At 58.6% G+C, this 16601-nt stretch carries 17 protein-coding genes and 4 tRNA genes; 13 read left to right on the top strand and 8 right to left on the bottom strand.

All coding sequences use genetic code 11. From position 1 onward, the window contains the following. Positions 1–62 precede the first annotated feature (62 nt). The 5 genes from E8M77_RS16930 (at position 63) to recJ (ending at position 5431) form a co-directional block, all read left to right on the top strand. Positions 63–461, top strand: coding sequence for an SHOCT domain-containing protein (locus tag E8M77_RS16930; RefSeq protein ID WP_137131815.1), 399 nt, complete (start codon positions 63–65; stop codon positions 459–461). Between the two features lie 98 nt (positions 462–559). Then, the gene (locus tag E8M77_RS16925) at positions 560–1783 is read left to right on the top strand and encodes an LL-diaminopimelate aminotransferase (protein WP_137131814.1); all 1224 of its coding nucleotides are present in this window, start codon (positions 560–562) and stop codon (positions 1781–1783) included. Positions 1784–1846: 63 nt separating this feature from the next. Further along, positions 1847–3166, top strand: coding sequence for a homoserine dehydrogenase (locus tag E8M77_RS16920; RefSeq protein WP_137131813.1), 1320 nt, complete (start codon positions 1847–1849; stop codon positions 3164–3166). Positions 3167–3355: 189 nt separating this feature from the next. Further along, positions 3356–3529, top strand: a complete 174-nt coding sequence (locus tag E8M77_RS23925; RefSeq protein WP_170975915.1) for a hypothetical protein — start codon at positions 3356–3358, stop codon at positions 3527–3529. A 99-nt stretch (positions 3530–3628) separates the two neighbouring features. After that, positions 3629–5431, top strand: coding sequence for a single-stranded-DNA-specific exonuclease RecJ (gene recJ, locus E8M77_RS16915; protein WP_137131983.1), 1803 nt, complete (start codon positions 3629–3631; stop codon positions 5429–5431). Between the two features lie 62 nt (positions 5432–5493). On the opposite strand, the gene E8M77_RS16910 is transcribed toward recJ, so the two are convergent. The 4 genes from E8M77_RS16910 to E8M77_RS16895 all read right to left on the bottom strand — a co-directional run bounded on the left by E8M77_RS16910 (position 5494) and on the right by E8M77_RS16895 (position 7170). Further along, a tRNA-Glu gene (locus E8M77_RS16910) sits at positions 5494–5568 on the bottom strand. 180 nt (positions 5569–5748) lie between these two features. Continuing rightward, positions 5749–5823 (bottom strand) — tRNA-Glu (locus E8M77_RS16905). 174 nt (positions 5824–5997) lie between these two features. Further along, positions 5998–6627, bottom strand: coding sequence for a hypothetical protein (locus E8M77_RS16900; protein ID WP_137131812.1), 630 nt, complete (start codon positions 6625–6627; stop codon positions 5998–6000). 102 nt (positions 6628–6729) lie between these two features. After that, complete coding sequence (locus tag E8M77_RS16895) at positions 6730–7170, bottom strand: VOC family protein (protein WP_137131811.1); 441 nt, start codon at positions 7168–7170, stop codon at positions 6730–6732. Between the two features lie 208 nt (positions 7171–7378). Between E8M77_RS16895 and E8M77_RS16890 the strand changes: the two genes are divergently transcribed. From E8M77_RS16890 to E8M77_RS16870, 5 genes are all read left to right on the top strand, one after another. Then, positions 7379–7957: a cold-shock protein gene (locus E8M77_RS16890; RefSeq protein WP_137131810.1), complete on the top strand. Its 579-nt coding sequence runs from the start codon at positions 7379–7381 to the stop codon at positions 7955–7957. Positions 7958–8063: 106 nt separating this feature from the next. Further along, a complete protein-coding gene (locus E8M77_RS16885) occupies positions 8064–8501 on the top strand; it encodes a DUF192 domain-containing protein (protein WP_137131982.1) in 438 nt (145 codons plus the stop codon). A gap of 84 nt (positions 8502–8585) precedes the next feature. Then, positions 8586–8662 (top strand) — tRNA-Pro (locus E8M77_RS16880). Between the two features lie 146 nt (positions 8663–8808). Then, complete coding sequence (locus tag E8M77_RS16875) at positions 8809–9114, top strand: ETC complex I subunit (protein WP_137131809.1); 306 nt, start codon at positions 8809–8811, stop codon at positions 9112–9114. A gap of 23 nt (positions 9115–9137) precedes the next feature. Beyond that, positions 9138–9214, top strand: a tRNA-Arg gene (locus E8M77_RS16870). 488 nt (positions 9215–9702) lie between these two features. On the opposite strand, the gene E8M77_RS16865 is transcribed toward E8M77_RS16870, so the two are convergent. Further along, positions 9703–9948, bottom strand: a complete 246-nt coding sequence (locus E8M77_RS16865) for a DUF982 domain-containing protein (RefSeq protein WP_137131808.1) — start codon at positions 9946–9948, stop codon at positions 9703–9705. Between the two features lie 204 nt (positions 9949–10152). Next, entirely contained in the window at positions 10153–11442 is a 1290-nt protein-coding gene (gene gltA, locus E8M77_RS16860; RefSeq protein ID WP_137131807.1) for a citrate synthase, read from the bottom strand. A gap of 423 nt (positions 11443–11865) precedes the next feature. Between gltA and E8M77_RS16855 the strand changes: the two genes are divergently transcribed. Continuing rightward, positions 11866–14298: a ComEC/Rec2 family competence protein gene (locus E8M77_RS16855; protein WP_246659303.1), complete on the top strand. Its 2433-nt coding sequence runs from the start codon at positions 11866–11868 to the stop codon at positions 14296–14298. A gap of 31 nt (positions 14299–14329) precedes the next feature. On the opposite strand, the gene lexA is transcribed toward E8M77_RS16855, so the two are convergent. Then, on the bottom strand, positions 14330–15040 hold the full coding sequence (lexA, locus tag E8M77_RS16850; RefSeq protein ID WP_137131806.1) for a transcriptional repressor LexA: 711 nt from the start codon (positions 15038–15040) through the stop codon (positions 14330–14332). Between the two features lie 348 nt (positions 15041–15388). Beyond that, complete coding sequence (locus E8M77_RS16845; protein ID WP_170975913.1) at positions 15389–15895, bottom strand: helix-turn-helix transcriptional regulator; 507 nt, start codon at positions 15893–15895, stop codon at positions 15389–15391. Positions 15896–15996: 101 nt separating this feature from the next. On the opposite strand from E8M77_RS16845, the gene E8M77_RS16840 reads away from it, so the two are divergent. Together E8M77_RS16840 and E8M77_RS16835 are read left to right on the top strand one after the other, a co-directional pair. Then, positions 15997–16200: a DNA-binding protein gene (locus E8M77_RS16840; RefSeq protein WP_137131804.1), complete on the top strand. Its 204-nt coding sequence runs from the start codon at positions 15997–15999 to the stop codon at positions 16198–16200. Position 16201: 1 nt separating this feature from the next. Then, positions 16202–16564: a hypothetical protein gene (locus tag E8M77_RS16835; RefSeq protein WP_137131803.1), complete on the top strand. Its 363-nt coding sequence runs from the start codon at positions 16202–16204 to the stop codon at positions 16562–16564. Positions 16565–16601: the final 37 nt, after the last annotated feature.

The following is a 16601-nucleotide window of genomic DNA, read 5'->3' as shown; positions in this document are numbered from 1 at the left end:
TACAAGTTCCAGCGATAGCGGCCCAGGACGGGCTCATTCGATAGTAAGGGTAGGATTGCGAAATGGTAAAGCAGGCGCACGGGTTCTGGCGGTGGCCGTTGATCATCTGTGTCTGTGCATCGCCTCTGGCGCTTGCCGGCTGCACCAGTTTTGCGCTGGATGACGGCATACCGAATACGGCACCGCCGGCGATTGTGGTTGGCGCAAAGAATACGCCGCGTCCGGAGGCTTTGGCAAAACTGGACACGGGAACCTACCCGACCTTTGCCAAGCAGATGACAGCTGCGAACACGCAGATTGGCGATGCGGAGGCAACGAGCAGCCAAACCCAGCTTGAACAGCTGGGTGCTGCGCGTCAGTCCGGTGCCGTGTCGGAAGCCGAGTATCAGTCCCGCGTGGCCGAGCTTCGTCGACTGGCGGGCCAGCATGCGGCCGATGCCGAAAAGCAGATTGCCAATTAGGGCTTGCCTTCCGGCAGTTTTGCAAGCAAAGCAACTGCCGTGCCGAGGTGTGTCTGACCGCCACCACGGGCTGTTCTCAATGCCCAACGAGGTTCGCGATGGAAGAGTTTCACAAGGTCCGCAGATTGCCGCCCTATGTCTTCGAACAGGTTAACCGTTTGAAGGCCAGCGCGCGAGCGGGCGGTGCCGACATCGTCGATTTGGGCATGGGCAATCCGGACCTGCCGACCAACAAATTCATCGTCGACAAGCTGGTGGAGACCGTGCAGCGGCCGGATACGCACGGCTATTCCTCCTCCAAGGGCATTCCCGGCCTACGCCGCGCCCAGGCAACCTATTATGCGCGTCGATTCGGCGTGAAGCTGAACCCGGATACCCAGGTCGTGGCGACGCTCGGTTCCAAGGAAGGCTTTGCCAATATGGCCCAGGCCATCACCGCCCCCGGTGATGTGGTTCTGTGCCCCAATCCGTCCTATCCGATCCATGCCTTCGGCTTCCTGATGGTGGGTGGCGTTATACGCTCAATCCCGGTCGAGCCGGATGCCGAATTTTTCCGCGCGCTGGAACGCGCTGTCGCCCATTCGATCCCCAAGCCGATCGCGATGATCCTTTGCTATCCGTCGAATCCGACGGCAACTGTCGTCGAGTTGGATTTCTACAAGGATGTCGTGGCCTTTGCGAAGAAGCATGGAATCTTCGTTTTGTCCGACCTTGCCTATTCGGAAATCTATTTCGACGGCAAGCCAACCCCGTCGATCCTTCAGGTGCCGGGTGCCATGGATGTCGCGGTCGAGTTCACCTCGATGTCGAAGACATTTTCCATGGCCGGCTGGCGCATGGGCTTTGCGGTCGGCAATGACCGGCTGATCTCGGCGCTGACGCGGGTGAAATCCTATCTCGACTATGGTGCGTTCACGCCGATTCAGGTGGCTGCAGCTGCCGCGTTGAATGATCCTGATATCGAGTTGCACATTGATGAAGTGCGTCAGACCTATAAGCGTCGCCGTGACGTGATGGTGGAAAGCTTTGGCCGTGCCGGCTGGGATGTGCCGCCGCCGGCCGCCTCGATGTTTGCCTGGGTGCCGGTGCCGGAAAAGTTCCGGCCGCTCGGTTCGCTGGAATTCTCCAAGCTCTTGATCGAGAAGGCTGACGTGGCGGTCGCGCCGGGCATCGGCTTTGGCGAACATGGCGATGACTATGTGCGCATTGCGCTGGTCGAGAACGAGCACCGCATTCGCCAGGCCGCCCGCAGCATCAAGAAGTTTCTCTCGACCGCCGACGAGACCATGCACAACGTCATTCCGCTCAACGCCCACCGTTGAGACCCACCTTGTGATCGGGCGGTCCGCATGGCCGCCCATTCTTCGACAATCAGGAACATCAGCATGGCAGACGCCCTCAAAATCGGTATTGCGGGTCTGGGCACCGTTGGCGCATCACTGGCGCGTATCCTCCAAACACGGGCAAATGAACTGGCGGTGACCTGCGGTCGTCCAATCGTGATTTCCGCCGTCAGCGCGCGCGACCGCAACAGGGACCGTGGCGTGGACGTCTCTTCGGCCACCTGGTTCGACACGCCGGAAGAGATGGCCGAAAATGCCAATATCGACGTATTTGTCGAGTTGATCGGCGGTGCCGAAGGCGCGGCAGACCGTTCCGTGCGGGCAGCTCTCGCCCGTGGCCTGCATGTGGTAACCGCCAACAAGGCGCTTCTGGCGCGCTGCGGCGTGGAACTGGCCACGATTGCCGAAGAAAAGAGCGTGCTCCTGAATTTTGAAGCCGCTGTGGCCGGCGGTATTCCCGTGATCAAGGCGCTGCGCGAATCGCTCACCGGCAATTCGGTCAGCCGCGTCTATGGCATCATGAACGGCACCTGCAATTACATCCTGACCCGCATGGAGAAGGAGGGGCTGACCTTCGAGGCCTGCCTGAAGGAAGCGCAGCGGCTGGGCTATGCCGAGGCCGATCCGAGTTTCGACATCGAAGGCAATGATACCGCCCATAAGCTTGCCATTTTGACGACGCTTGCCTTCGGCACGCAGATCGCTGCCGACGAAATCTATCTCGAGGGCATCTCGAACATTTCGATCGATGACATCCATGCCGCCGCCGATCTCGGCTACCGGATCAAGCTGCTCGGCGTCGCCCAACGCACCGAGACAGGTATCGAGCAGCGCGTGCACCCGACAATGGTGCCGCATGATTCGGTGATTGCGCAGGTCGATGGCGTGACCAATGCCGTGGCCATCGAATCGGATATCCTCGGCGAATTGCTGATGGTTGGCCCCGGCGCCGGCGGCAATGCCACTGCCTCCGCCGTGCTTGGCGACATTGCCGACATTGCCAAGAGCCGCCCCGGCGCCCAGCGCGTGCCCGTGCTTGGCGTGCCCGCCGCGAGCCTTGCCCCCTATCGCAAGGCACAGATGCAAAGCCATGAAGGCGGTTATTTCATCCGCCTGACGGTCTCGGACCGCGCTGGCGTATTTGCCAATGTGGCAACCCAGATGGCGCAGAACGGGATTTCGCTCGAATCGATCGTTCAGAGAGCCAATGGCGGTGCAGCCAGCGACGCCAAGACGATTATTCTCGTGACCCATGCGACCACCGAGGATTCGGTGCGCAAGGCCGTTGCCGGCATCAAGGCGGAAAGCTATCTGGCAAGCGAGCCGCAGGTAATCCGCATCGAGCGTCCCAAGGCATTCTGAAGCACTCTGTTTTGAGCTGAATATCTGGAAGCCGTCCTTCGGGGCGGCTTTTGTGTTTTGTTGACCTTCCGATAGGCCGGATCTGGCGCAGAATCACATTATGTTCTATATATATTAGGAATGGTTCACGGGCGTGGGAGGCGCAACGCGATGTCCATTCTTCATTTCAGACAGAGACATGTTCTTGGCATGCCCGGACTGCCGGTGGTGACGCCGGAAACCGAACCCATGGCCGCCCGCCGACGGGAAATACCGGGTGAGCCATCATCCGAGACGGAGGGTGAGCAGAACTGGGGCATCGCATTGGCCCTTACCGTCTGGCCCCTCGGTCTGGCTGCCTCGGCCATCTACGTGATTCTGTAGGATCATTCATCCGTCACGCCAGAAAGAGGAACGGTGCTTGGGATTTCAGCCACCATGCTTTAGAAGCGGCCATGTTTTGCGGCCAGCGATATGAGCATCATGACTGAACCCGTCGATCCCGTCGTGCGTCCCTTTCTCGGAGTCGAGCGTTCTGCCAGCGGGCAGCGCTGGCTGTCGCGTCTTGACCAGGGGGCGCAGAACCGCGCTCTGGCCATGGCGCAGATCCACGGCCTGCCGGAATTGATCGCCCGTGTGCTAGCCGGGCGTGGCGTGGGCGTCGATGAAGCGCCGGCCTTTCTCGATCCGACCCTGCGCAGCCTGATGCCCGAACCATTCACCCTGTCGGACTGCGACAAGGCAGCGACGCGTCTGGCGGATGCCGTGGCGCGCGGTGAGAAAGTTGCGATCTTCGGCGATTACGACGTGGACGGAGCGGCATCCTCAGCGCTTTTATGGCGGTTTCTGGCGCATTTCGGCATCAAGGCCGAGATCTATATTCCCGACCGGATCTTTGAGGGTTATGGCCCGAACCCCAATGCCATGCGCCAGTTGATTGCCGGCGGCGCACAATTGATAGTCACCGTCGATTGCGGCTCTACAAGCCATGAGTCGCTGGAGGCTGCGGCGGCTGAAAAATGCGACGTCGTGGTGATCGACCACCACCAGATGGGTCCGCAGCTGCCGCCCTGCGTGGCGCTCGTCAATCCCAACCGCAATGATGATCTGTCGGGGCAGGGGCATCTCTGCGCGGCGGGTGTCGTGTTCCTGGTGCTGGTGGCCACTGCCCGGCTGCTGCGCGAGCGCGGCGATGCACGCGCCCGCAGTCTCGATCTTTTGGCCTGGCTGGATCTTGTCGCTCTTGCCACCGTCTGCGATGTGGTGCCGCTGAGGGGGCTGAACCGCGCCTATGTGGTCAAGGGGATGATGACGGCGCGGCATATGGGCAATGCGGGTTTGGCGGCCCTGTTTCGCAAGGCGGGCCTTGGCGGACCTGTGACGCCCTATCATCTCGGCTTCCTGATCGGCCCGCGCATCAATGCCGGCGGCCGCATTGGCGATGCGGCGCTCGGAAGCCGTCTTTTGACCATGGACGAGGCACCGGAAGCCGATGAAATTGCCGCACGGCTGGATGATCTCAACCGTGAGCGCCAGGCCATGGAGGCCGTGATGCTGGCCGAGGCCGAGGCCGAGGTGATTGCCGAATATGGCGATGGCGAGAATGCCACCGTGATCGTCACGGCGCGTGACAGCTGGCATCCGGGCATTGTCGGGCTGCTTGCGGCGCGCCTGAAGGAGAAGTTCAAGCGGCCAGCCTTTGCCATTGCCTTTGATCCTTCCGGCAAGGGGGCAGGCTCTGGACGCTCGATCCCCGGTTTCGATATCGGCAAGATGGTGCGCGGCGCGGTTGATGCCGGACTTCTGGTCAAGGGCGGCGGCCATGCCATGGCAGCAGGCCTCACCGTGGAGCGTTCAAAACTGGGTGGCTTGCGGGCGCATTTCGAGGCCACCGCGCAATCGGTGATTCCTGATCTTGTCGCCAATCATGTGCTGAAGATCGATGGAGCGCTGGCAGCCTCCGGTGCAACGCTGGCGCTTATCGACCAAATGGAGCAGGCAGGCCCCTATGGCTCAGGCCATAGCCAGCCCGTCTTTGCCATTCCGGCGCACCGGATCGTCGATTCGCGCCTGATCGGCACGGCACATGTGAAGGTGACTCTGCAGGGCATGGATGGCAGCCGTTTGGAGGGCATTGCCTTTCGCGCAGCCGAAACACCGCTCGGACAGTTACTTCTATCCTCGCGCGGCAGCACGCTGCATGTGGCGGGGTGCCTCGGCGCTGATCACTGGCAGGGAAGCCGGCGCGTGCAATTGCGTATATTGGATGCGGCACGCGCCATGTGAGAATACCAACAGGCCGGCCAAGCCGCTGTCATTTCATCCTAAATCTAAGTGGAAACCAGAAGTGGCACGCCCTAGGGGAGTCGAACCCCTCTTCCCAGAATGAAAATCTGGTGTCCTAACCGATAGACGAAGGGCGCGTGCGCTTCGTGGTGGCGCCCTTATAGGGGGGAGGCGTTTGTCATGCAAGCGTCAAAATGCAGTTTTCCGCGATGAATGCGGGAAATTTTTCGGCTTCGAGGAAGCGCCAAAAACGCCTCGGACAACAGTCCGACCGGCGAGATAAAATTTTGATTTTATAGGGAAACAGAGGTCAGAAGTGGCACGCCCTAGGGGAGTCGAACCCCTCTTCCCAGAATGAAAATCTGGTGTCCTAACCGATAGACGAAGGGCGCGTGCGCTTCGTGGTGGCGCCCTTATATGGGCGGTATCTGATCGGTGCAAGTGTCTTTTTGCTTCTGCGCACGAAAAAAGTCCGTTTGCGTGGATAAACCCTGTGGACAGGGAAATCCTTCAGCTTATCAGAGTGTTAACATGATGAACCTTGTGCGGGTGAGGGCGCAAATGACCTACCAGAGGCCATCCGTGCCGCCCGCAGCCGGTGCTGGAGCGGCTTCGCTGGACGGAGCGGTGCGCATGGTGAAGACGCTGCCGGCAATCGGGTTGATGTTGCGCATCGGCGCATAGGACGACACGCCATTGGCTTCAGCCACCTTCGCATTGGCCAGCGCATAAATGCTGTTTTGGCCGGCCTGCACGGCTGTCGGCTGGGTTACGAGTTCGCCGAGATTGGCCGCTTGAGCAGCTTCGGGTGCAGGCGAGGGGCCGGGCTGCTGTTTGGGACGAGGAGATGTGGCGCGGGCCGTGATCGGGGGGTGGGCCTGTGTTTGCGCTGGCGGCGCCGTTTTACCCGCAGACGTCAGCATAGGATCGACATAAAGACCGGCGCGTGCCGATCCCTCCATCAGGCGCACGCCGACGGTCTGTGCTTTTTCAGGCTTGGCCACCGGATCTGCCGCATCCGCCACCGCGATACTTGCCGTGTCGTCCTTGGTGCGCGCTTCCTTGGAAAGCAGGCTCACGCAACCGGACAGGGAGAGACCTGCTGCAATAAGGGCTGTTGTCGTCAACAGGCGGCAGGCGGCAGGCTGAGTGCGAAAACCTGTGGATGTGATGAGGGTTTTGATCCTGCGCGGCATGGGCGTGCGATTTCCTGTTTCCATCTGCTGACGGACAGGATGCCCGAGAAAGCCTGCGTGAGGCTTGGCGCGGCCATTGCCGCACCAAGCTTTCGTTGAATGTTACCAGCTGCCTGTGTTCGGCATCGACGTCCAGGGCTCGGCGGGTGCCAGGGCCTCGCCCTTTTGCAGCAGCTCGATCGAAATGCCGTCCGGCGACTTGACGAAGGCCATATAGCCATCGCGCGGCGGGCGGTTGATGGTGACGCCCTTGTCCATCAGGTCCTGGCAGAAGGCATAAATGTTGTCGACTTCATAGGCGAGATGGCCGAAATTGCGCCCGCTGCTATAGTCTTCGCTATCCCAGTTATAGGTAAGCTCCAGAAGCGGTGCCTTGAGCTCCGTGCCCGACGCCACGTCTTGGGCCGCCGCCAGAAAGATCAGCGTGAAGCGACCCTTGTCGTTTTCGATGCGACGAACTTCCGTGAGCCCGAAGATCCGGGTGTAAAAGTCCAGCGAGGCATCGAGATCCTTGATGCGGACCATGGTGTGCAGATAGCGCATGAATTGTCTTCCTTCTGGCTGTTGCGTGCGTGAGCTTTGGCGGTTGAGAGATATGGGGCGACGCCAGCCTCAGGCAAGCAGCTTATACTATAAAGGACGGGATAAAGCCGACACGGGGACTTGCGCTGGACGAACCGCGCAATGTTAACATATCCTCTAAGAATCAGTTAACCGTACCACCGTGACGCGTAGACCAGGGGCTGACAGAATGGCGGACAGAATGTCATCGAAGGGCGTTGCAAGTTTTGAGGAACTTGCCGGTGAACCGGTTGAGCTCATTGAGATCACTGGTGTGGTCAAGTGGTTCGATGTGGCCAAGGGGTTTGGTTTCATCGTGCCCGATAATGGCATGCAGGATGTTCTTCTGCATGTGACCTGCCTGCGTCGTGACGGATACCAGACCATTCTGGAGGGAACGCGCATCGTGGCGCTGATCCAGAGACGCGATCGTGGCTACCAGGCATTTCGAATTCTCTCCATGGACCAATCGACCGCGGTACATCCATCGCAGCTGCCGCCGGTGCGCACGCATGTGCAGGTCACCGCGACAAGCGGGCTTGAGCGGGCGCTCGTCAAATGGTTCAATCGCACCAAGGGTTTTGGCTTCCTGACGCGCGGCGAAGGCACCGAGGACATTTTTATCCATATGGAAACGCTGCGTCGCTTCGGCTTGACGGAGCTGCGCCCCGGCCAGGTGGTGCTGGTGCGTTTTGGACCGGGCGACAAGGGCCTGATGGCCGCCGAAGTGCATCCAGACGGTCCAGTTACCCTGCCACGGGCGCATTGATGATCTGACGTGTTTTGAGAATGAGTGGTGTGATATGCGTGGTTTGACACGGACTATTTCGACACTGGGAAAGAGCGCCACACGGGCGCTCTTTCTGTTTTTGGCTATGATTCTGACACTGTCCTTTTCAGCCGAAACACATGCGCAGCTGCGATTCGATAAACAGCCGCTCACCATCGAGACGAAGGCTGGGCAGCGCTACGCCTTTACGGTGGAACTGGCTCTGGACAGCGGCCAGCGGCAGCAGGGCCTGATGTTTCGCGAAAAAATGGAGCCGGATGCCGGCATGCTGTTTGATTTCGATGAAGCCCGCGAGATTTCGATGTGGATGCGCAACACGCTGATTCCGCTGGATATGCTGTTTATCGGCGAAGACGGCACGATCCGTCACATCCATGCGGGCGCTGTGCCGCATTCGGAGGCAATCATTTCGTCGGAAGGCCCGGTCAAATTCGTACTGGAGCTGAATGGCGGCGAGGCGGCAAGGCGCAATATCGCTGTTGGCGATAGGGTGTTGAGCCGGCAAATCGGCAATACCAAGTGAATAGGCATGCCAACTTGTGCACTGCGTGAGATTTGCAGTTGCAGGCATGGCATGAACCGTGTATCTGCCATCTCACCGTTGGAACGGAGTGTAGCGCAGCCTGGTAGCGCATCTGGTTTGGGACCAGAGGGTCGGGAGTTCGAATCTCTCCACTCCGACCATCGTCGCTTGTCGGTGCCGCGACTTGCGGGATCGGTCTGTAGGCAGGCCACGTTTCGACGAGACTGGTGCTTCCTCGCAGAAAAAATGGTAGGCTGATACGGAAATGGTATCAGGCTTTATGGAGCGCGAAGGAGCGTTACTGGGAATGACGGCAAAAATCTATCGTCCTGCGAAAACTGCCATGCAGTCCGGCAAGGCCAAGACGCATCTCTGGGTCCTGGAATTCGACCAGGAAGTGCCGCGCAGTATCGATCCCGTGCTGGGATACACTTCCTCCTCCGATATGAACCAGCAGGTGAAGCTCACCTTCGAAACGCTGGAGCAGGCTCAGTCCTATGCCGAGCGCAAGGGTCTCGAATTCCGTGTGATTGCGCCGAAGGAAGCCGCACGCCAGGTCGTTTCCTACACTGACAATTTCAAATTCAATCGCAACCAGCCCTGGACGCATTGAGCGTATATCGGCCGGCGGCTTCAGGCCCCTTAGCTCAACTGGATAGAGCAACTGCCTTCTAAGCAGTAGGTCGCAGGTTCGAGTCCTGCAGGGGTCGCCAAAGCACGACTTAAATTTTTATTTTTTTGATTTTCATCCTTTCGTTTCTGTCCGTCCTGGGCCGGTAGGAACTTACGGCGCTATGGCATATTAAGTTCACTTTCCCGCATAGATACACTTATTTATCGTCACTATGTCGGTGATCGATCAGCAAAGGTTGCAGCGGCACGAAGGTTGTGCGTAGATGGTTCATCGAAGAACCAGTGGCGTCCGATGACTGACGGAAAGCAGAATTTTTACCTTTTTGGACGGCGCATCATGTGTGCGCAGTATGATGCAAGCACTAGCATCCTGGTTATTTCCTACAGGAGCGGCCGTAAACGGATCTGGACGCGGATTGTCCCAAGCCAGGTGCTGGCACTGATTTCGGTCGTCGGAGTCAAGAGCCTGATGATTTGCTGTTTTCTCTGCTTAGAGCTGGGTGGCTCTGCGAGTTGACCCATCGTCCGCACTGTTCGGACAGAAATGTCGATCACCGCCCAATTCATCTCAGGCACGTATCAGAATACCGGCCTCTGTGGCCGCTTGAACAAAGGCAAGCCTGGCATCTTCGGGCTTGCGCTTGCGCGCATCCACGGCTGCACAAACCTCCAGCGCGCGATCAAGCGCCACGCCATCTTCCATCGGCCAGTCCTCGATCATGGCCCAGGCGGCTGCCTGTGTCGTTTCGATGACGGTTTCGACGGGAGGCTCACCCAGATGAACGACAACGGGTTTGTTCCAGGGGGTGTTCATCGGCGCGCGCTCCAAACTCTCAAGATTGGCTGGCTTCTAAAGGAATTCTGAGCCTCTGGCGAGAGTGGATCGATGGACTGTACCACATGGGCTGGCACAAGCTGATCGATGCCACCATCCTTCCACGACTTGCCAGCCACAACAAAAAAAAAGCCCGCGGAACTCTCGCGGGCTATCGTGTCGTGTCGAACTGTCAGTCTGCGATCAACGCTTGGAAACCGGCAGGTAATCGCGCTGGGCAGCGCCCGTATAGAGCTGGCGCGGACGGCCAATGCGCTGCTGCGGATCTTCGATCATTTCGGCCCACTGGGCGATCCAGCCGACGGTGCGGGCCAGAGCAAACAGCACGGTGAACATGGTCGTGGGGAAGCCCATCGCCTTCAGCGTGATGCCGGAATAGAAGTCGATGTTCGGATAGAGCTTCTTCTCGATGAAGTAGTCATCCGTCAGCGCAATCTTTTCCAGTTCCATGGCAACCTGCAGGAGCGGATCGTCCTTGAGGCCGAGTTCCGCCAGAACCTCATGCGTCGTCTTCTGCATGATCTTGGCACGCGGATCGTAGTTCTTGTAGACGCGGTGGCCAAAGCCCATCAGGCGGAACGGATCGTTCTTGTCCTTGGCGCGGGCGATGTATTCCGGGATCTTGTCGACAGAGCCGATCTCGGTGAGCATGTTGAGAGCCGCTTCATTGGCGCCGCCATGGGCCGGGCCCCAGAGGCAGGCAATGCCGGCCGCGATGCAGGCAAACGGGTTGGCACCCGACGAACCGGCCAGGCGCACGGTGGAGGTCGAGGCGTTCTGCTCGTGGTCTGCATGCAGGATGAAGATGCGGTCCATGGCACGCGCCAGAACCGGGTTCACCTTGTACTCTTCGCAAGGCACGGCAAAGCACATGCGCAGGAAGTTCGAGGCGTAATCCAGATTGTTCTGCGGATACACGAAGGGCTGGCCGATATGGTATTTATAGGCCATGGCAGCGAGCGTCGGCATCTTGGCGATCATGCGCAGCGAGGCAACCATGCGCTGGTGCGGATCGGTGATGTCGGTGGAATCGTGGTAGAAGGCCGAAAGTGCGCCGACGCAGCCGCACATGACAGCCATCGGATGCGCATCGCGGCGGAAGCCGGTGAAGAAGCGGCTCATCTGCTCATGCACCATGGTGTGATGCGTGACGCGGTGATCGAAATCCTTCTTCTGGGCAGCCGTCGGCAGTTCGCCGTAAAGCAGCAGATAGCAGGTTTCCAGGAAGTCGCCGTGTTCCGCCAACTGCTCGATCGGATAGCCGCGATGCAGAAGAATGCCTTCGTCGCCATCAATGAAAGTGATCTTGGATTCGCAGGACGCCGTCGATGTGAACCCCGGATCGTAGGTGAAGGTACCGGTATTCTTGTAGAGTGCACCGATATCGATCACGTCCGGTCCGATGGTTCCCTTCCTGACCTGAAGGTCGACCGTCTTATCTCCCAATCCAAGATGTGCGCTTGTGTCCGTCATGCTGATCCTCCGAGGAGCGGAATGGCGCAATCTGCGCCAGAAGAGTGAAGCGTCTGAAATTAGCTATATGATCTAAAGCGCGCTGCCAAGCGCTCCACATGTCTAATTGTGCAGCGCGAAACAGCGAGATGCAATGTGTTCTTCCGGGACTAAGACACGCCGAATTCCGCTTCAGTTGGATTAAATCGATCCAATGGCCCAAAGCGAAGACTTGCCGGCGGAAGCGGCATTGACGCGATCAGATAATCAGGTGCAGGTTGTCTTTCGGTTAAGAGCGGCAGGCAATTCACAAGGGGTGGAAAATTGTCGCAAGGGGATGCTCTCGGTATACATTTGCCGCCGCGACCGACCGAGGCGCCGACGGCCTGGGCTCCTGCGACGCTTGTGCCTCTGCCATCTTCGACCCCTGCCGATTTGACCCGCTTGGCGCAGCCGAAGCAGCTGCGGCGCCGCACATTCAGGGATTTTGGCACGCGACTGGCTGAACGGACAATCAGTGCTTTTTTGCTGGAAGAGGCGCATGGACGGCTGTTTCTGCTGATACCTGTCTTCCTCGGGCTTGGCGTGGTGTTCTGGTTTTCGATGGCACGCGATCCTCCGGCCTGGCTTGGGGCGATGGCGCTGCCGCTTCTGCTTGCCGGCCTAACCCTTGGCTGGCGCGGTCGTTCCCTTGCGGGACATCTGCTCATGGCGTCGGGCCTTGTTTTTGCCGGCATGGGGCTTGCGGCATTCGAGACCCTGCGGCATGCGACAGTGGTTCTCGACACGCCCGTGACCACCCGTCTGACCGGCGTGGTAGAGCGCCGGGAAGCGGCAGGCGAGGGGCGTTGGCGCTACGAGATCCGCCTGACGGGCACGCGGGCGCCGATTCTTATACGCCAGCCGGAAAAAGTCGCGGTCCTGGCGCGCGGGCGAGGAGCGCCGGTGGAGCCGGGGCAGACGATCAGTGGCCTTGCCCGCCTTTCGCCGCCTTCCGGGCCGGCTCTGCCCGGCCTCTCTGATTTCGGCTTTTCGGCCTATTTTGACGGGATCGGCGCGATCGGCTATTTCTATGGCGCACCGTCTGCGGGCGCTGCACCGGATGAGGATATCGGGGCGTGGCAAAGGCTGCGTATCGAGTTGTTTGCCCTGCGTGGTGCGATCGGCGACCGGATCCGTTCCAACGTGCCCGGCGATGCTGGCGCCTTTGCCGCCGCCATCGTGACGGATGAGCGCCGTGCCATTTCGCGCGACACGCTGGAGGCCCTGCGGCTATCGGGTCTTGCACATATCGTGGCGATCTCCGGGCTCAATATGGCGCTTGCTGCCGGCATATTCTTTGTCGGCGTGCGCACGCTGCTCAGTCTGATGCCGGTCTTTGCCCAGAGCGTCGCCACCAAGAAGATTGCCGCCGCCGGCGCCCTCGTGATGGTGACGGCCTATTACCTCATTTCGGGCTTTGGCGTTTCGGCGGAGCGCGCCTTCCTGATGATGGCGATCATGCTTCTGGCGGTTTTCTTCGATCGCCCCTCGATCAGCCTGCACAATGTGGCGCTTGCAGCACTTGTCATTCTCGTGGTCTCGCCTTCGGCTCTCCTGGGAGCGAGCTTCCAGATGTCGTTTGCGGCGACCGCAGCACTGGTGGCCGGCTATGCCGCCTGGATGAGCCATCGCAACCGCTCAGAGGATCACGCGCCACGACCGACCGGCGGACCGCTTTCAGGTCTCCTGTCCCTCGGCCTGGCAATGGTTGCGGGCACGGCCATGACATCGCTGATCGGTGGTCTCTCGACCGCTATGTTTTCGGCCAGCCACTTCCACCAACTGACTGGTTACGGCCTCGTCGCCAATCTTGCCGCCATGCCGCTCATCTCGCTCGTCGTCATGCCCTGCGGGCTCGCCGGCATGCTGCTGATGCCATTCGGCCTTGATGCTCCCTTTTTCCAACTGATGGGGCAGGCGCTGGACCTCGTGATTTCGGTCGCCCGCACCGTTGCCGGCTGGGGTGGCGAAATGCCCACCGGTCGGCCGCATCCCTGTTTTCTCGGGCTTGCCGTCAGCGGCTTTCTTATCCTGGTGATCTTCAAGACAGGCATCAGGCTTGCTGGACTTCCACTCATGGCGGCTGCCATCGGCATGTTCGTCTGGTCGGCGCAACGGCCAATGCCGAGCCTGCTGATCTTTGAAGATGGAACGCTGGCTGCCCTCCTTGATGACCGAACCGCATCCATCAATCGTCGAAAGCCACCGGACTTTATCTATCGCCAGTGGCAAAATGCCTTGCGCATCGAAAACACCCTCCAGCCGCTCCAGCGCCAACCAGACGACTTCGGACTGAACGGCCCTGACCAAAGCAATAGCCCCATCAATGCGTCATCCCCGCTTCCAGCCGTCGCGTCATCAGCGAGTGATACGCCAAACCCGCAGCGCATGCCGCTGTCACCCGAGGCGCTGAAGACGGCGGCAAAGGCATTCCAGACCCTTATCGACACCAGTCCCGCCGGCCGTTTCGTCTGCGTGATCAAGATCGCCTGCCTTGCCAGAACCCAAGAGGGCATCAAGATCGTGATGATCGAGGATGGGCGGTATGCCGGCATTGGCTGCGATGTGGCCGATATCGTCATTGCCGCCTCCGCCCGATTTGAGACCTGCCGTTCTGGCGCATTGCTGCTGAACGGCAAGGTTCTGCGCCTCACTGGCACCGTCGAGATAGACTTCAACGGATCTCATAACAAAAGCGACTGGCAGGCGAGTGGCGCTGTCTATGGCGCCGACCGTCCCTGGACCATCAGCAGAACCTATGACTGGCGCAACAGAACCTTTGATGCAGATGTGCCTAAACCCGTACGCCAGCTTCTCGCGGCATCAGAAATGTGAACCTTAATCCGGCAGCATCGTTTGAAAGGCCTCAGTGATAGCGGCGAATGAGGCCGACGAGCTTGCCCTGGATCTTCACTCGGTCCGGGCCGAAAATACGCGTCTCATAGGCCGGGTTTGCCGCTTCCAGCGCAATGGAGGCGCCCTTGCGGCGAAACCGTTTCAGCGTCGCTTCCTCGTCATCCACCAGCGCCACCACGATATCGCCGGGCGTTGCCGAACTGCCATTGCGGATGATCACCGTATCGCCATCCAGAATACCGGCCTCGATCATCGAATCGCCCTTCACCTCCAGCGCATAATGTTCGCCGGTTCCGAGCATCTCGATCGGTACGCTGATATTGTGCGTGTTGTTCTGGATGGCGGAGATCGGCACGCCGGCGGCAATGCGTCCCATCACAGGCACGCTGGCTGAACCGGTTTCCTCTTCCATCACCGGTGCGGATGGTTTGGCGGGCGGAACCTTGCCCAAGCTGCCCTCAATGACGCTGGGCGAAAAGCCGCGGCGCGGGGCCGGGGGCTGATAGGATTCCGGCAGCTTGATGACTTCGAGCGCACGCGCCCGGTTGGGAAGGCGGCGGATAAAGCCACGTTCCTCAAGCGCGGTGATCAGCCGATGGATGCCGGACTTCGACGCCAGGTCAAGCGCATCCTTCATTTCGTCGAAGGATGGCGGTACACCGGATTCCTTCATGCGTTCATGAATGAACAGAAGCAATTCCTGCTGTTTGCGTGTAAGCATCGAGGGCACCCCATGGAGGAAACAAATCCAGAATGGACACTATATGTTCCGTATGTGTTCTGCAAGTGCCTAAAAACCGGTGAACTTGTGGAGGCGTGGAAATTATTTTAGATTTTGCCCGCCCAGATGTCGGAAATTAAATTAGATTTTAGCGCGCCAACTCACTGAAATTTCGTGATTTTCGTGTTTCCCAATCGGCGTGAGTGCAAAAGTAGGATTTGTGAATCTAATAGAATTCCCACCTTATTGATTTCGTTGTGTAATCTTGCCTTCATTAGAAGATGTTAAGTTCCATAATGTGCCATTTCGAGAACCCTTTGCGCACCCTCAAATACAGCCATCATGAGCTTACTCGTCTGCCTCATTTGGCTTCCTTGTTGGAACACCTTTTTCGTCAATTCCGAGCATATCGAATAGATAGTTAGTGAAATCCTTTTCGGTCATCCGACCGTCTTTCGTCATGTCGCCCATGATGTAAATGAATTGATTGTAGCGCTGTATAATCCACTTGGCGCGGAAGATAGCTTTTCTCCAATCGTTGCCGTTTTGTCCGTCCTGAAAAATCTTACTCTCCCAGACGTCGTAAAGCGCGGCGGATAAGACGTTTACGTTAAATGGGCCGTCGAACGCACCGGGGATCATCTCCTCACGTTCTCTACCGGTTAGTATCCAATCTATGTTCTGTCGCGTATCTAAAGCGACTCGAACTACTTCTGGGTAGGGAATTCGTTTGCGGCTTCTCCATGTTGAGACGGTTGATTTATTTACACCGAGAGACTCCGCCAGTTCAATATCACTGTCGACGCCTGCTGCTCGCTTCAGCCGGTCAATTACGTCATCAGCATTGATTTCCAAGCTTGAATCATTTTGCGAACTGTACGTTGACATATTGATTTCCAAATCCTACATTTTGCTAACCATAGCCGAACACGGTTTGCACATTGGAGGATAGAGGTATGAGCATACAAGAGCAAGTGCGTCAGCGCTTTGAGGCTGAAGGACTAACAATCAAGGAGTGGGCATTGGCAAAGGGCTACAAGCCGCGCCTCGTCTACGCCGTTCTTCAGGGCACAGTGCAATGCAGGCACGGCATGAGCCGTAAAATCGCGGTAGAACTTGGCATCAAGCCACCGGTGAAACAGTCGCTGCTGGACGCCTGACATGATGCCTTGGATCACGAGTGACGTATTTGCTTCGGCGGCGGGCATTTCGGCCCAAAAAGCCCGGCAAGCCCTTCAGAATGGGCTTGCCGGGAAGGCATGGAACGGATGTCGCATCGACGTGACCATGATCGGCGCCGAACATGGCGGCAGTGACGGCAAACAATACGTTGTTCGTGTTTCCAGCCTCCCGCCTGAAATCCAGCAGAAGGTAAAGGAATATTTCCGCGAACCTATTGAGCCGAAATTCCTTCGGATTGATGAGCGCGGCTTGGCGGAACACAATTGGAAGCTGGACGTGATCCGCCCCATTCTAGGGTCTGTGGGGATTCATCGTGAGTTGATCACAGCCGCTGCCATATAGATCATGGCCTCAAAGCTCTGGTTCGTTTTACAGGCTC

Source organism: Rhizobium sp. FY34 (assembly GCF_005222845.1).
GTDB lineage: Bacteria > Pseudomonadota > Alphaproteobacteria > Rhizobiales > Rhizobiaceae > Neorhizobium.
The sequence above is the reverse complement of the archived record's forward strand: the minus strand, read 5'-3'. Positions and strand labels throughout refer to the sequence as shown.

Excerpts from the sequence above, each read along its gene's own strand:
- E8M77_RS16930 (WP_137131815.1), top strand. The coding sequence starts at position 63 with ATGGTAAAGCAGGCGCACGGGTTCTGGCGGTGGCCGTTGATCATCTGT.
- E8M77_RS16875 (WP_137131809.1), top strand. The coding sequence starts at position 8,809 with ATGACGGCAAAAATCTATCGTCCTGCGAAAACTGCCATGCAGTCCGGC.
- gltA (WP_137131807.1), bottom strand. The coding sequence starts at position 11,442 with ATGACGGACACAAGCGCACATCTTGGATTGGGAGATAAGACGGTCGAC.
- E8M77_RS16885 (WP_137131982.1), top strand. The coding sequence starts at position 8,064 with ATGATTCTGACACTGTCCTTTTCAGCCGAAACACATGCGCAGCTGCGA.
- E8M77_RS23925 (WP_170975915.1), top strand. The coding sequence starts at position 3,356 with ATGCCCGGACTGCCGGTGGTGACGCCGGAAACCGAACCCATGGCCGCC.
- E8M77_RS16900 (WP_137131812.1), bottom strand. The coding sequence starts at position 6,627 with ATGCCGCGCAGGATCAAAACCCTCATCACATCCACAGGTTTTCGCACT.
- recJ (WP_137131983.1), top strand. The coding sequence starts at position 3,629 with ATGACTGAACCCGTCGATCCCGTCGTGCGTCCCTTTCTCGGAGTCGAG.
- E8M77_RS16865 (WP_137131808.1), bottom strand. The coding sequence starts at position 9,948 with ATGAACACCCCCTGGAACAAACCCGTTGTCGTTCATCTGGGTGAGCCT.
- E8M77_RS16920 (WP_137131813.1), top strand. The coding sequence starts at position 1,847 with ATGGCAGACGCCCTCAAAATCGGTATTGCGGGTCTGGGCACCGTTGGC.
- E8M77_RS16895 (WP_137131811.1), bottom strand. The coding sequence starts at position 7,170 with ATGCGCTATCTGCACACCATGGTCCGCATCAAGGATCTCGATGCCTCG.
- E8M77_RS16890 (WP_137131810.1), top strand. The coding sequence starts at position 7,379 with ATGGCGGACAGAATGTCATCGAAGGGCGTTGCAAGTTTTGAGGAACTT.
- E8M77_RS16835 (WP_137131803.1), top strand. The coding sequence starts at position 16,202 with ATGATGCCTTGGATCACGAGTGACGTATTTGCTTCGGCGGCGGGCATT.
- E8M77_RS16840 (WP_137131804.1), top strand. The coding sequence starts at position 15,997 with ATGAGCATACAAGAGCAAGTGCGTCAGCGCTTTGAGGCTGAAGGACTA.
- E8M77_RS16925 (WP_137131814.1), top strand. The coding sequence starts at position 560 with ATGGAAGAGTTTCACAAGGTCCGCAGATTGCCGCCCTATGTCTTCGAA.
- lexA (WP_137131806.1), bottom strand. The coding sequence starts at position 15,040 with ATGCTTACACGCAAACAGCAGGAATTGCTTCTGTTCATTCATGAACGC.